This is a genomic window from Methylotenera sp. (genome assembly GCF_036401095.1).
Lineage (GTDB): Bacteria > Pseudomonadota > Gammaproteobacteria > Burkholderiales > Methylophilaceae > Methylotenera.
Genome location: NZ_DASWWA010000001.1, coordinates 43,632 through 59,179, shown reverse-complemented (window position 1 = coordinate 59,179; position 15,548 = coordinate 43,632). Strand labels below are relative to the sequence as shown.

Below are 15,548 nucleotides of genomic sequence, written 5' to 3'. Positions count from 1 at the left end.
AAATACACTGGCGCGACAGAAATAAGCCTATATGGCTTATTTCGAGATTAAGCCTGTGGTTGGTGAGCTAGGGCTGGCTGAATATAGCTTTTTAGGCATACGTCCAGCCAAATAGGCTTCACGGCCAGCCTCCACTGCTTTCTTCATAGCGCTAGCCATTAGTACTGGGTCTTTAGCCGCAGCAATCGCAGTATTCATCAACACACCCTGACAGCCCAGCTCCATTGCGATAGCCGCATCCGAAGCCGTACCCACACCAGCATCAACTAATACCGGGATTTTTGCATTTTCAATGATGATTTGCAGATTCCACGGGTTTAAGATGCCCATGCCAGAGCCAATTAAAGAAGCTAATGGCATCACAGCGCAACAGCCAATCTCTTCCAGCTGCTTGGCAATAATCGGGTCATCAGAGCAATATACCATCACCTCAAAGCCGTCCTTTACTAGAGTTTTGGCAGCAGCTAATGTCTCTGTCATATTCGGGTATAAAGTGTTAGGGTCACCCAGTACTTCTAACTTCACTAATTGATGACCATCTAATAATTCACGCGCCAAACGTAATGTACGCACGGCTTCATCTGCAGAATAACAGCCGGCGGTATTCGGCAAATAAGTAAACTCTTCCGGCGGCAAAAAGTCCAGAAGTGAGGGCTCACCTGCGGTTTGACCAATATTGGTACGGCGAATCGCCACCGTAATAATTTCTGCACCGCTCGCGTCAATTGCCGCACGGGTCTCTGCAAAGTCTTTATATTTACCAGTGCCTACCAATAAGCGTGATTGATAGGTCTTATTTGCTATTTTCAATAAATCTGACAACTTATTATCCTTCATCATTCATTAATCGCGATTTTACAATCGTGTAGTCTATTCAATGTACGATTAGTCAACGTACCGACTAGCCGCCGCCGACTGCGCCGACTATCTCTAATTTGTCGCCATCTGACAGCTTAGTATGTTCAAACTGGCTACGTGGCACAATTTCACCATTGAGTTCTATTGCCAAGCGTTTTCCTACTAATTCAAGCTGATCTACCAGCTGTGCGATATTCATCTGCGCTAGTTCAAAACTGCGCGCTTTTCCATTTATTGTAAGTTGCATAGAAATTGCCATGTGATTAAATCAGGAAACCATATATGTTTTACCTAGATGCGTCTGACCTAGCAGATAGGAATTAACCTGACATTGTATGAACAAGCGTGATTTGTTTATACAAATAGATTCAAAACAACATTTTACGGAAATAGTAGTGCTCTTAGCAAACCTTAATTTAGGGAAACACACATTAAGCCACCACGTAGAAATGTTGCCTCGTTGCATGCTACGCAATAGCTCACAGCATAGCGCATATTAGCTAAGTTGATGCGCCCATAACTTATCCGCCTCACGCACTTATTCCATGCGCCCTCAGCTAAATATAGTTTTTGATTAGACTGGCCACTTATCGCAGAAAGTGCCTGATTTTCCTGCGAATAAGGCGCACATATCCCACAAAAAACACGTGTGGCGTTGTACAATATCTCGAGTTTTTTATTTGAAAAGTCTATTCAGAGAGCTATCATGAACATTCAAAGTAACATTGCCGACCTTAACACACCAACCGGGGTTATGCGCACTTATATTCACCGCCCAACAGGCGATGGAAAGTATCCTACTGTTTTATTCTATTCAGAGATTTTTCAGCAAACCGGCCCAATTGAGCGTGCCGCTAAAATCATTGCCAGCCATGGCTACGCAGTATTAGTACCGGAAGTGTTTCACGAGCTTAACCCAATTGGCACTGTATTGGGCTATGACGATGCAGGCCGAGATAAAGGCAATGCTGACAAATCTGCAAAAGACGTAGAGGGCTACGACACTGACAACGCGGCAATGATTGCGTTTGTGAAACAACAAGCTTGGTATAACGGTAACATCGGCGCAATGGGTTTCTGTATCGGCGGCCACTTAGCGTTCCGCGCTGCATTACAACCTGAAATCAAAGGTACTGCATGCTTCTATGCTACAGACCTGCACACACAAGTGATTCCTAACAAGCCTGGTCAACACAGCATGGAGCGCCTAAGCGACATTACTGGCGAGCTATTGATGATCTGGGGTAAACAAGACCCGCATATCCCTGCAGCTGGCCGTGCAGATGTGTATAAAAAGTTAGGCGACACCAACATCACATTCACATGGCATGAATTTAATGCTCAGCACGCATTTATGCGCGATGAAGGTGAACGTTACGATCCACAAACTGCAATGATTGGTTACCAACTGGCATTGAATTTGTTTAGCCGTACGTTGCATCAATAATCCATACTTATTCGCTATTCATTAGCGTATACCGAAAAAAAAGCCTGATCATATTGATCAGGCTTTTTTAATGTCGTTTATCCAGCTAGTTGTGGATAAAATGGCAAATTACACATGGTATTGCTGGCTATGCGCTCTAATTGCAGCGAGCATGGCTGCCGCGTTTTCTGGTGGTGTCCATTGTGTGATACCATGACCCAAGTTAAACACGTGGCCATGACCTTTGCCATAACTTGCTAACACACTGACCACTTCTTTCTCAATCGCTTCTGGTGTTGATAACAAAATAGCTGGGTCTAAATTGCCTTGTAACGCCACTTTATCGCCCACACGCTTGCGTGCGCTGCCGATATCTACAGTCCAATCCAAGCCCAATGCATCTGAGCCAATTTCGGCCTGTGCTTCCAACCACAAACCGCCACCTTTGGTGAATACGATACTTGGCACTTTACGGCCATCATTGGTTTTAATTAAACCATTCACAATTTTTTGCATGTAATTGAGTGAGAACTCGGTATAGGCATTGTGTGACAACGCACCACCCCATGAGTCAAATATCATCACCGCCTGTGCACCAGCCATAATCTGTGCGTTCAGATATTGAATCACCGTCTGCGCTGTGGTTTCTAAAATATGGTGCAATAAATCCGGACGTGCGTACGCCATTTTCTTCGTGGTTAAAAAGTCGGTACCGCCTTTACCTTCCACCATGTACGTGGCTAGCGTCCACGGACTGCCAGAGAAACCGATTAAAGGTACGCGACCATCTAATGCCTTACGGATACTGCTCACAGCATCAAACACATATTGCAATTTAGCCATGTCTGGTACCACTAGTTTTTGAATATCGGCCTCTTGCTGCAAGGTGCGCTCAAATTTAGGACCTTCACCTTCTTCGAAGTACAGACCCAAGCCCATAGCATCTGGCACGGTTAAGATATCTGAAAACAGAATCGCAGCATCTAGTAGCGGGTAGCGATCCAAAGGTTGCAGCGTCACATCTGTCGCAAATTGTGCATTTTTGCAAAGCTGTAAAAAACTGCCTGCTGTTTTACGACTCTCACGATACTCAGGTAAATAGCGGCCTGCTTGGCGCATCATCCACACTGGTGTGTAATCCGTTGGTTGGCGCATCAGCGCTTTTAAGAACGTGTCGTTTTTTAATTGATTCATTTGATTACCTAAATAAAAAAGGACACAAAGTGGTTTTACTTTGCATCCTTTATTTTTACATTGTCATACTTTAAATTTAACTTAACGTGGCAATACTGATGAACCCATTAAAAATTCATCTACTGCACGCGCAGCCTGACGGCCCTCGCGGATTGCCCAAACCACTAAAGACTGACCACGGCGCACATCACCAGCAGCAAATACTTTATCTTTGTTGGTTTTGTAACTTGCATCGCCTTCAGTCGCCGCTTTAGCGTTGCCGCGATTGTCTTTCTCTACGCCAAACGCTTCTAGCAATTTTTGGATTGGTGACACAAAGCCCATCGCCAAGAATACTAAATCTGCAGGAATGGTGAATTCAGAGCCAGCAACTTCAGTCATTTTGCCGTCTTTCCACTCTACACGTGCACCTTTGAGTGCAACCACTTTACCATTCTCGCCAATCAATTCTTTAGTAGTGATTGACCAATCACGGTTAGCGCCTTCTTCATGTGAACTTGAAGTACGTAGTTTCAATGGCCAATTTGGCCATACCAACTCTTTGTTCTCTTTTTCAGGTGGTTGTGGCATCAACTCAAATTGAGTAATGCTTGCAGCGCCATGACGGTTTGAAGTACCTACGCAGTCAGAACCCGTATCACCGCCACCAATCACAATCACGTGCTTGCCTGTAGCTTTAATTTGGTCAGGAATGCTATCACCAGCCACCACTTTGTTTTGCGGTGTCAAAAAGTCCATCGCAAAATGTACGCCATCCAACTCACGACCAGTCACTGGTAAATCACGTGGTTGCTCTGCACCCGCTGCTAACACCACAGCATCAAACTCAGCTACTAAATCGTCAGCATTCACGTTTTCGCCCACGTGCTGATTAACACGGAACTCAACGCCTTCCACTTCCATTTGCGCCATACGGCGGTCGATGTGTGATTTTTCCATTTTGAAGTCAGGAATGCCGTAACGTAACAAACCACCGATGCGGCTGTTTTTTTCCAGCACAACAACACTGTGACCAGCGCGCGCCAACTGCTGCGCAGCAGCCAAACCAGCAGGGCCAGAACCAACCACAGCCACTTTTTTACCGGTTTTATTCGGGTTTACTTGTGGTTGTACCCAGTCGTTTTCCCAAGCTTTATCAATAATCGCATGCTCGATAGATTTAATACCAACCGCATCCGCATTGATGTTAAGCGTACATGCCGCCTCACATGGAGCAGGACAGATACGACCTGTGAACTCTGGGAAGTTATTGGTTGAATGCAATACATCAATCGCACTACGCCAATCTTGGTGATACACCAGATCATTCCAGTCAGGAATGATATTGTTGATCGGACAACCCGTTGTACAAAATGGAATACCACAGTCCATACAGCGTGCACCTTGCTGTTTAGCTTGGTCATCTGTTAAATGCAGTACAAATTCTTTGTAATTCTTAACGCGATCCTGTACAGGCAAATTTGCCTCTGACAGACGTTCAAATTCCATAAATCCCGTTACTTTACCCATACTATAAGGCCTTTTCCCAAAAGAGTCTCTTTACTTGTTTCATATTAAAAGCGACTCTAGGCCGCTACTAGCGCTTTATCTTCAGCCAATTCAATCAAGGCGCGTTTATATTCGTTTGGCATCACTTTAACAAACTTAGCACGTGCATTATCCCAATCAGCAAGCAGCGCTTTAGCACGCTCACTACCAGTGTATTCAGCATGCTTGTTGATTAAAGCAAGCAAGGTCACTTCATCAGGTTGATTCAAATGGTGCACCGCATCAGCCGCTACGTTGTCAACGTGCTCAACCTTCTCTAAAGACACCATGCCCATGTTGCAACGTTTTGCAAATAAGCCATCTTCATCGTAAACATAAGCTACGCCGCCGCTCATACCAGCCGCAAAGTTTTGGCCAGTTACACCTAGCACCACCACAGTACCACCTGTCATGTATTCGCAACCGTGGTTACCAACACCTTCAACTACTGCTGTAGCGCCTGAGTTACGTACACAGAAACGCTCACCTGCTACGCCGCTGAAATAACTTTCACCAGTTGTTGCACCGAACATCACAGTGTTACCCACAATAATGTTCTCGTGTGAAATACCACGGAATGTTTTTGGTGGTTTAATCACGATACGGCCGCCACATAGGCCTTTACCTACATAGTCATTGCCTTCGCCTGTGAGGTCAAAAGTAATGCCTTTAGCCAGGAATGCAGCGAAGCTTTGGCCAGAAGTACCAGTGAAGTTCACATGGATAGTATCGTGCGGTAAACCAGCGTTACCGTAGCGCGTAGCTACCTGATTTGACAGCATAGTACCCACAGTACGGTTAGTGTTAGTGATTGCAATATCCAACACAACTTTCTCGCCTTTTTCTAGCGCAGGTGCTGCTAATGCTACTAACTTGTTATCCAGTGCATTCACCAAGCCGTGGTCTTGCACGTCATTGTTTTTACGTGACACGCTAGCTGGCATGTCTGGTTGGTGGAACACTTTACTGAAATCTAAGCCGCTGATTTTCCAGTGGTCGATACCTGCTTGCATATCCAACAAGTCTGGACGGCCAATTAAGTCGTCAAACTTAGCGATACCCATAGAAGCCATTAATTCACGCACTTCTTCAGCGACAAAGAAGAAGTAGTTCACCACGTGCTCTGGTTGACCTGTAAAGCGTTTACGCAATTCTGGATCTTGTGTAGCAACGCCAACTGGGCAAGTATTCAAATGACACTTACGCATCATGATACAGCCCTCAACCACTAGCGGCGCTGTCGCGAAACCAAACTCATCTGCACCTAATAGGGCACCGATCACTACGTCACGGCCAGTCTTCATTTGACCGTCAACCTGCACCACGACACGGCCGCGCAATTGGTTTAATACCAAGGTTTGCTGTGTTTCAGACAAACCTAGCTCCCACGGCGCACCAGCGTGCTTAATAGAAGAAATTGGCGATGCACCGGTACCGCCATCATGACCTGCGATCACGATATGGTCAGATTTTGCTTTTGCCACACCAGCAGCAACCGTACCCACACCAGTTTCAGATACTAATTTCACTGAAATAGAAGCTTTCGGGTTGGCATTTTTCAAATCATGAATGAGCTGTGCCAAATCTTCAATTGAATAAATGTCATGGTGCGGAGGAGGTGAGATCAAGCCTACACCTGGCACAGAGAAACGCAATTTAGCGATGTACTCTGATACTTTATGGCCAGGTAATTGACCACCTTCACCCGGTTTTGCACCTTGTGCCATTTTAATTTGGATTTGGTCTGCATTTGCCAAGTACTCAGCTGTCACGCCAAAACGGCCTGATGCCACTTGCTTAATGCTAGAACGCATTGAATCGCCAGCTTTTAGATTGATGTTGCTTTCAATCAGCTTGCTGCCGAGCACGTCTGCCATGGTGGTTGCATTAGCCACAGGGATAAAGCGTTTAGCGTCTTCACCACCTTCACCGGTATTAGATTTACCGCCAATACGATTCATCGCAATCGCTAACGTTGCATGCGCTTCGGTTGAGATAGAACCCAATGACATCGCACCTGTTGCAAAACGTTTAACGATTTCTTTCGCAGGCTCAACAGAGTCTAACGAAATTGCTGCAGCGGCTGGTTTGATTTCAAACAGACCACGTAGTGTCATGTGGCGACGTGATTGATCGTTAATTAACTTAGCGTACTCTTTATAGGTGTCATATTTACCAGTACGTGTTGCATTTTGCAACTTGGCTACTGACTCTGGTGTCCAAGTGTGCTCTTCACCACGCACACGGTAAGCATACTCACCGCCAGCTTCTAGATGATTTGCTAACACAGGATCGGTACCGAAAGCTGCGGTATGTAAGCGCACGGCTTCTTCAGACACTTGGTCTAAGCCGATACCTTCAATATTAGTTACAGTGCCAGTAAAGTACTGTTCAACAAACTCACTGTTTAAACCAATGGCTTCAAAAATCTGCGCGCCACAGTAAGACTGATAGGTAGAAATGCCCATTTTAGACATAACTTTGTACAAGCCTTTGCTAACTGCTTTCACAAAGTTCTTGTTTGCAGTGTAGCTATCGGTCGCCAAGTCTTTGATTGTCTCAAAAGTGAGCCATGGACAGACAGCCTCTGCACCATAACCTGCCAACAATGCAAAGTGATGCACTTCACGCGCTGAGCCGGTATCAACCACCAAGCCAGTGCTAGTTCTTAAGCCTGCTTTTACCAAATGCTCGTGAGTTGCAGAGCATGCCAATAGGGCAGGGATAGCCACGCGATCTACACTTACATTGCGGTCAGATAAAATTAAGATATTAAAACCATTTTGCACAGCATCAGACGCTGCTTTCGTGATGCTGGCAACCGCGGCTGCCATACCAGCTTTACTCTGTGCTGCTGGGTAAGTAATGTCTAATACCAATGATTTATATTGGTTTTGCGTCAAGGTAGCAATTGCTTTCAATTGCTCCAATTCATCCAGCATCAACACTGGTTGACTTGCCTCTAAACGCATTGGCGGCGTAGTTTCATCTAAACCTAACAAGTTTGGTTTAGGGCCGATAAATGTAATCAATGACATCACTAACTCTTCGCGAATCGGGTCGATTGGCGGGTTAGTCACTTGTGCGAACAATTGCTTGAAGTAGTTGTATAAGACTTTAGGTTTAGCCGACAACACTGGCAATGCAGCGTCGTTACCCATAGAACCTGAGCCCTCTTCACCGCTTTGAATCATAGGCTGCAAGATAAACTTGATGTCTTCTTGAGTGTAACCAAATGCCTGTTGTGTATCTAACAAATCAGCCGCAAGCTCTAGCTCGCCTTGTACTTTTGGCATATCGCTCAAGAAGTAGCGTGATTTCTCAATCCATTGTTTATATGGTTTAGCTGTAGCAAGCTGATGCTTCACTTCAGCATCATCAATAATGCGACCTTGCTCCATATCGATCAGCAACATTTTGCCTGGCTGTAAGCGCCATTTTTTAACGATCTTCTCTTGCGGGAATGTCAACACACCCATTTCAGATGCCATCATCACGATGTCATCATCAGTTACCAAGTAACGTGCTGGACGCAAGCCATTACGGTCTAGCGTAGCGCCAACCATACGGCCGTCTGTAAATGCAACCGCAGCCGGGCCATCCCATGGCTCCATCAGTGCTGCGTGGTATTCGTAGAATGCACGACGCTCTTCATCCATCAAGGGATTGCCTGACCATGCTTCTGGGATCAACATCATCATCGCGTGCGGCAAGCTATAGCCACCCGCCACTAATAACTCTAAACAGTTATCAAAACAGGCTGAGTCAGACTGACCTTCAGCGATTAATGGCCATAATTTTTCTAAATCTTCGCCAATCACGGTTGAGCGCATTGCTTCGTGACGTGCCGCCATCCAGTTCACGTTACCTTGTACGGTATTGATTTCACCATTATGCGCAATCATGCGGAATGGATGTGCTAAATCCCAAGCAGGGAAGGTATTGGTAGAGAAGCGCTGATGCACTAATGCTAGAGCTGAAACAACGCTTTCATCGTTTAGATCTTGGTAGTAAATGCCAACTTCGTTAGCCAGCAACATACCTTTGTACACGATAGTACGTGATGACAATGAAGGCATATAGAACGCTGCATTGTCGGTTAATTCCAGCGCACGTACTGCATGCTCGATACGTTTACGAATCACGAACAGTTTACGCTCGAACACGTTTTGATCAGCAGTAGTGGTAGCGATAAATACCTGACGCATGGTCGGCTCTACATCACGTGCCGCTTGTGCAATATTGCTGTTATCAACCGGCACATCACGCCAGCCTAGCAAGGTTTGCTTTTCTTCTGAGATGATTTGTGTGAATAGGGCTTCACAGGCAGCACGATTATTTGCATCTTGCGGCAAAAATACATTACCTACCGCATATTGACCGGCCGCAGGTAGCTCAATACCAAGCTTAGCAGCTTCTTTGCGCATAAATGCGTCTGGCATTTGCATCAACAAACCAGCACCATCACCCAATTTAGGGTCATAGCCGGTAGCGCCACGGTGCGTTAGGTTGGTTAGAAGCTCCAAACCTTTTTGCACAATATCGTGACTTTTCTTACCTTTAATATGCGCTACGAAACCAACACCACAAGCATCGCGCTCGTTAGAAGGTCTGTATAAACCTTGTTTTGCTGGTCGCCCTGCGTACAAATCAGGATTAACTGCAACTGCATCATCATGTGCAGCCAGTGCGTTTTCAGAACCAATTTGCTTACTTAAATCTGTTGCCATATTATCTAATCACAAAACATTTAGCGGAACCTTCAAGTTTACCGCTAAATGCCTATGAGTTCAATAAGATAGGAATGAAAGATAAATATTTTTTTATCAACAAGCCCAAAACAATTGTATAGAGCCAACTTAAATCAGGCTTGCCAAATCAAGTTAAGAGAACACAGCAACCGTTTCAAACAAAGAACAAAGCAAACAATCGAGCAAAGCTAACAGGCAAAGCAAGCTTTGCCTAATTAACTAGCGCGCAGCAACTGCCGCAAAGGCTTTTTTAGCCGCAGCCAAGGTGAAAGCAATGTCGTCATCCGTATGCGCCGCAGATACGAAGCCGGCCTCGAATGCTGACGGGCCCAAATAAATACCGGCATCCAACATGCTGTGGAAGAACTGATTGAAGTTTTCTTTATTGGTCTGCATCACCTCAGCAAAGCTGGTAGGGCATTGCTCACTAAAATACAAACCAAACATACCGCCAACGTTTTGCGCACTAAAAACAACGCCTGCTTCTTTTGCCACAGCCACCAAGCCATCCACCAGCTTTTTAGTTTTTACGGTAAGTTTTGCGTGGAAATCTGGCTCTTGAATTAGCTTCAAGGTTTCCAAGCCTGCAGTCACTGCAACCGGGTTGCCAGACAAAGTACCTGCTTGATACACCGCACCCAACGGCGCTAGGCACTGCATAATATCCTTACGGCCGCCAAATGCGCCCACAGGCAAGCCGCCGCCGATTACTTTACCCAAAGTGGTCATATCCGGTTTAATGCCATATAAAGCCTGCGCACCACCCAGATGCACACGGAAGCCGGTCATCACCTCATCAAAAATCAGCACTGCACCGTGCTGCGTGCAGAGCTCGCGTAAGGTTTGCAAGAACTCCATATGCGGCACCACCAGGTTCATATTGCCCACAACCGGCTCAATAATCACACAGGCAATTTCATCGCCCGCTGTTGCAAACAGCTCTTTTAATTGCTGCGTATTGTTGTATTCAAGCGTCAAAGTATGCGCTGCAACTTCCGCCGGCACACCCGCTGAACTAGGCTCACCAAAGGTGAGCAAACCAGAACCTGCCTTTACCAATAAAGCATCTGAATGACCGTGGTAACAGCCTTCAAACTTAACCAACTTATTACGGCCAGTAAAACCACGTGCCACGCGAATCGCGCTCATGGTCGCCTCTGTGCCACTACTCACCAAGCGCACTTGCTCCATGCTAGGCACTAGCTTGTTAATCAGCGCTGCCATTTCCAGCTCTAAGCCAGTTGGCGCGCCAAATGACAAACTGTTGGCTGCAACTGCTTGCACAGCACCAATCACGTCCGGGTGCGCGTGACCAACAATCATCGGTCCCCAAGAGTTAATGTAATCAATGTACTCTTTACCATCTACATCCCACAGCTTAGAGCCTAGGCCTTTTTTGAAAAATATAGGGGTACCGCCTACACTGCGGAACGCACGCACCGGCGAATTTACACCGCCAGGAATAAGTTGTTGTGATTTTTCAAAAAGGGCTTGATTGGATGAGGTCATGATTGAAATAGCTTTGTAAATTGTTGAGAGGTTAATTTTACGTCATCTGCATTAAAAATTGCATTGATGACCGCTATAGAGCTTGCGCCAGCAGCAATCGCTGACGCTGCGTTTTCTAGTGTGATGCCACCAATGGCGACAGCGGGCACCTTAAGTTCGGCTTTCGCCTGTGTGAATAAATGCAAACCAGCTACCGGCGCATTGGGCTTGGTGCTGGAAGCAAAACAGGCGCCAAACGCCACATAGTCTGCGCCTAACTGCTGCGCAGCAACAGCTAAATCAAAACGGTTGTAACAAGACGCACCTAGTAGCTTATTGCCACCTAATCTAGCCCTGGCCTCAGCTAAATTGCCGTCATCTGCGCCCAAATGCACACCATCTGCATCCAGCGTCAGACACAGCTTAATAGAATCATTGATAATAAATGGCACTTGGTATTGACGGCACAGAGACAGCAAGGCCCGAGCCTGCTGAGTTTGCAGTTTATGATTAGCTAGTTTGTTACGATACTGCAAAACGCCAATCCCGCCCTGTAGCGCAGCCTCTACCTTGGTAAGCAAGACATCGGTATCTTGCTCATCTGGCGTAATTGCGTAAAGCCCTTTAATTGCCCACATGTGAATACTAATATTTAATGCGTTTTAACACTGCCATCACCGCTATTGATAGCAGGATCTTCTTCATCGCGCGCCCAGAACATACGGTCTGGAATATACTGACCCATGCCAGGCCTGAAGCCGTTTTTAAGGGTTTGCCATGTGTACTCTTGCGCTTCTAGCACTGCATCTTCAATACTGAGGCCATGCGCCATGCAGGCAGCAATCGCGCTGGTCAAGGTGCAGCCAGAGCCATGGTAACTACCGGGTAAACGCTCCCATTTATAGGCTTTAATCAGCTTATCCTCACCATAAAGGGTGTTAGTCACTTCCGTAGTGCGCTCATGCGTGCCTGTAATCAGCACATACTCACTCCCCATTGCCAGCAAACGCGCTGCGCTTTCGTCTAGAGAGGTCAAACCTACCTCTTCCGCTTCATCTGCAAACGCAAAGCGACGCGCTTCTAAACTATTAGGAGTAATCAATGTAGCCTGCGGGAACAACAGCTCCACCATGGCTTCCATCATTTCATCATTACTTAAATCATCGCCACGGCCAGAGGTTAAGATCGGGTCTATTAGCAAAGGGATGTCAGGGTAATCTGCCATGATTTCAGCAATCACCGCGATATTCTCTACCGAGCCGAGTAAACCCAACTTAAAGGCGGACACTTGCACGTCTTCTAAAATAGCACGCGCTTGATCATTGACCCAGTCCGGGTCCATCGCCAGCACGCCATCGACACCCACGGTATCTTGCGCAGTGATGGCTGTCACCACAGACAAAGGATGGCAACCGATACTGGCAAATGTAAGGATATCAGCCTGCAGCCCAGCACCGCTACTGGGGTCTGTACCTGCGAATGTCAAAACTGATGGAGGTGCTTGGTTGGCCATAATATTGTCGCTAATTGCTAAAGGTGGAGCGGGTGACGGGAATCGAACCCGCGTATCGAGCTTGGGAAGCTAGCGTTCTACCATTGAACTACACCCGCCAAAAACTGAATTATACTCTAATCAATTCAAGTTAATGATTAAGCCATGAAAACGGTAGCTTGGAGACTAACTCAATCAGGCTTATTCAATACCGATGCCACCTTTATTGCAGGTATGCGCTAACCTAGCTTGTATAAATCCTGCAAAATCTGTATTCTTTTCTGGTAATCATGCTATTCAACAGCTGACAAATAAGAAAGTAACACACTGATTAATATCATTAAATTTCGCACCAACTGATAATGGCATAACTCTTGCCCCGTTATCTCGATCAAGCCAATAAAGGCGTAGGTTAAAAAACAGCATGTCGCGCACTCAAACAAAAGCTTTTCTCTATTTCACTGCATTAATTTTATTTGTCATCACATTACGCATCATTTTGATGACAAGCATGCCCCTGCTCGACACCACTGAAGCGCGCTATGGCGAGCTGGCACGCGTGACCGCAACTGGCAGTTACTGGCTGATGCCACACATGTCGGCAAGCCAGCCCTTCTTCGCTAAACCGCCACTTGCCACATGGTTTGCCGCCTCTAGCTGGCTGGCATTTGGTCACAACGAGTTTTCGCTGAGATTGCCATCTTTACTACTGGTGCTGTTATCTTGCCTAGCACTTTTATATGGCGCACAAAGCCTCAAGCTGACACGTCAGCAATGGCTGTTTGCCTCGTTTGTGATACTAACTGCACCTATAGGCTATATTAGCGCTGGTGCAGTAATGACTGATGCGACCCAGCTTGCCGTCATTACTTGGGCCATGGTCTTGTTATGGCGCCTGCAGACAAGCGCCCAACCACTAAAGTTAGATCAATATGGTTTATGGGCAGCACTGGGAATAGGGGCCATTACCAAGGGTCTGGCTACTTGGGCGCTGATTGGCTTACCGGTTTTATTATTCTGGGCCTGCTCATCGCGTGAAGTTATCTATCACCACATCAAAAAAATATGGTTTTGGCCAGGCATTCTCCTCTTCACCGGCTTAGTCTTGGCCTGGTATATTCCTGCAGAAATCTACTACCCTGGCTTTCTGAAGTATTTTATTGTGGGTGAACATTTCCAGCGGTTTTTAGAACCAGGCTGGAAAGGCGACATGTATGGCATGGCTCACCGCCAGGCGATAGGCATGATCTGGGTATATTGGGCGCTATCTATCGCTATCTGGTTGCCAATATTTATTTACGGCATGGTTAAAGATAAGCCGCTCATCAACGCCACCTTAGATACGCAGACAAAATGGCTGTGGGCGTGGGTGCTGGCACCATTGCTGTTTTTTACGCTGTCACGCAATATCATATGGACATACACCCTAACAGCATTGCCCGCTTTTGCACTATTAACGGCTAATTTTTGGCCGACATTAAGCAGCCGTTTTAAGAAAACAATGCAAGTATTAATCGCATCCTGGTTGATTTTGGCCACAGTAGCCAGCCTGGTATGGATTCCGCAGCAAGCTGAAAACAGATCAGCACGCAAGCTGATACAGCAAGCACAAAGCCAATACGCAAACCTGCCCCTGTATGCTTATAGCTCTGATGAGTTCTCAGTAAGCTATTACAGCAGTGGGAATGTTCATGTAGTCAATGATTACGACGCCCTGCTTACATTACTGAAACAGCCAGATAAACTGTTAATTACCAGCAAAAAACTCGCTCCGCAGCTAGTAGCAAAAGAGCAGGCTACCATCATTGGTAGCAATAATTACCATGCGTTATTGATGACAAAACACCCGTAGGCCAAGACCTGCGGGCAATTAGCAAGCCAATTTGAAGCTGACGTAGGCAGATTGAGTCGTCATCTGTAAATCACGGAACCATCACAACAAACGTATTGTCTCACCATAGCATCTGGATAAAAACAACCGCGGAGAATGGTGAATCAGATGAGTTTGTGGCGAGATCCCGCCTAAGCAAATTTGGGAGTCGCGTGGTTTTAAGCACAAGCTGGCAGAGCAATGCGAGTGATACGCTTATGGTAAAGTCTAATGTCAAGGATACGACGTGCAGGACACGTTCCATGGGCATGAAACAATGGTTATCCATCATCATTGGCGCTTCACTTGCATTGCTCTGTTAGTTTGTCAGGGTGCTCACGCAAGTTACAGCAGAGATCACAACACATAAGAAGCATGTTTATAGATAGGATTAGAGTAACTTGTATAATCATTTCAAATTTGACTAAATCCCATCCGCAATGGACAATAGGCAACTGTATTATCAATTACCAGTATTTCCAATTACTTAAAGTACGCTTCCAAATCAACGCTATACTCAATGCTCTATAAATTGCTATCTATAAAATCAATCGCTCGGCTGATTTCGATTATCGGAATGTTGACGGCGCTTGCTGCCATTACGCAGTTGAATATTGATTTATACGAAAATAAAATCATTGAAAATGCGCAGCTTTCAGCAACGCAACCCGATAAAGATAGCAATCGCGACTTAAGTGACACCATTGTTGACATCATTCCTCGTTCCACCCATTGGTATAGCACCTACATCATGCTGTACCACGACTATGAAAACTATCAAGAGCCTACGCCGCTCTTGTACCTAAGACCACCCCTACCAAGCCACTCTTTGGCTTAACTCTTGCTTGCCAATCATTTGAGATTGGCATTTGCACAGAACCCACACGCACGACTAGCGCATAAAGCTATAGGCCACGTATGGTCTATAGCCGGACGACGCTG

General features: G+C 46.1%; 11 protein-coding genes and 1 tRNA gene. 3 read left to right on the top strand and 9 right to left on the bottom strand.

The genetic code is table 11. The features are described 5' to 3' along the window. Positions 1-36: 36 nt before the first annotated feature. Both VGD82_RS00255 and thiS read right to left on the bottom strand, forming a co-directional pair. Positions 37-840 (bottom strand): thiazole synthase, encoded by an 804-nt coding sequence (locus tag VGD82_RS00255; protein WP_331018475.1) that lies wholly within the window; start codon positions 838-840, stop codon positions 37-39. Positions 841-901: 61 nt separating this feature from the next. After that, positions 902-1,105: a sulfur carrier protein ThiS gene (gene thiS, locus VGD82_RS00250; protein ID WP_331018474.1), complete on the bottom strand. Its 204-nt coding sequence runs from the start codon at positions 1,103-1,105 to the stop codon at positions 902-904. Between the two features lie 459 nt (positions 1,106-1,564). Between thiS and VGD82_RS00245 the strand changes: the two genes are divergently transcribed. Next, positions 1,565-2,305 (top strand): dienelactone hydrolase family protein, encoded by a 741-nt coding sequence (locus VGD82_RS00245; RefSeq protein WP_331018473.1) that lies wholly within the window; start codon positions 1,565-1,567, stop codon positions 2,303-2,305. A 108-nt stretch (positions 2,306-2,413) separates the two neighbouring features. On the opposite strand, the gene hemE is transcribed toward VGD82_RS00245, so the two are convergent. From hemE to VGD82_RS00210, 7 genes are all read right to left on the bottom strand, one after another. Beyond that, a complete protein-coding gene (gene hemE, locus VGD82_RS00240) occupies positions 2,414-3,478 on the bottom strand; it encodes a uroporphyrinogen decarboxylase (protein WP_331018472.1) in 1,065 nt (354 codons plus the stop codon). An 81-nt stretch (positions 3,479-3,559) separates the two neighbouring features. Further along, entirely contained in the window at positions 3,560-4,987 is a 1,428-nt protein-coding gene (locus VGD82_RS00235) for a glutamate synthase subunit beta (protein WP_331018471.1), read from the bottom strand. 56 nt (positions 4,988-5,043) lie between these two features. Continuing rightward, positions 5,044-9,735, bottom strand: coding sequence for a glutamate synthase-related protein (locus VGD82_RS00230; protein WP_331018470.1), 4,692 nt, complete (start codon positions 9,733-9,735; stop codon positions 5,044-5,046). Positions 9,736-9,975: 240 nt separating this feature from the next. Continuing rightward, entirely contained in the window at positions 9,976-11,265 is a 1,290-nt protein-coding gene (gene hemL, locus VGD82_RS00225) for a glutamate-1-semialdehyde 2,1-aminomutase (protein WP_331018469.1), read from the bottom strand. Next, complete coding sequence (gene thiE / locus VGD82_RS00220; RefSeq protein ID WP_331018468.1) at positions 11,262-11,882, bottom strand: thiamine phosphate synthase; 621 nt, start codon at positions 11,880-11,882, stop codon at positions 11,262-11,264. Before thiE ends, hemL begins: the two co-directional genes overlap by 4 nt. A 14-nt stretch (positions 11,883-11,896) precedes the next feature. Further along, a complete protein-coding gene (thiD, locus tag VGD82_RS00215; protein WP_135276609.1) occupies positions 11,897-12,757 on the bottom strand; it encodes a bifunctional hydroxymethylpyrimidine kinase/phosphomethylpyrimidine kinase in 861 nt (286 codons plus the stop codon). A gap of 24 nt (positions 12,758-12,781) precedes the next feature. Beyond that, positions 12,782-12,855, bottom strand: a tRNA-Gly gene (locus tag VGD82_RS00210). A 305-nt stretch (positions 12,856-13,160) separates the two neighbouring features. Here VGD82_RS00210 and VGD82_RS00205 point away from each other — a divergent pair. Both VGD82_RS00205 and VGD82_RS00200 read left to right on the top strand, forming a co-directional pair. After that, entirely contained in the window at positions 13,161-14,588 is a 1,428-nt protein-coding gene (locus tag VGD82_RS00205; protein WP_331018467.1) for an ArnT family glycosyltransferase, read from the top strand. A 595-nt stretch (positions 14,589-15,183) separates the two neighbouring features. Then, positions 15,184-15,444: a hypothetical protein gene (locus tag VGD82_RS00200; protein ID WP_331018466.1), complete on the top strand. Its 261-nt coding sequence runs from the start codon at positions 15,184-15,186 to the stop codon at positions 15,442-15,444. Positions 15,445-15,548 lie beyond the last annotated feature (104 nt).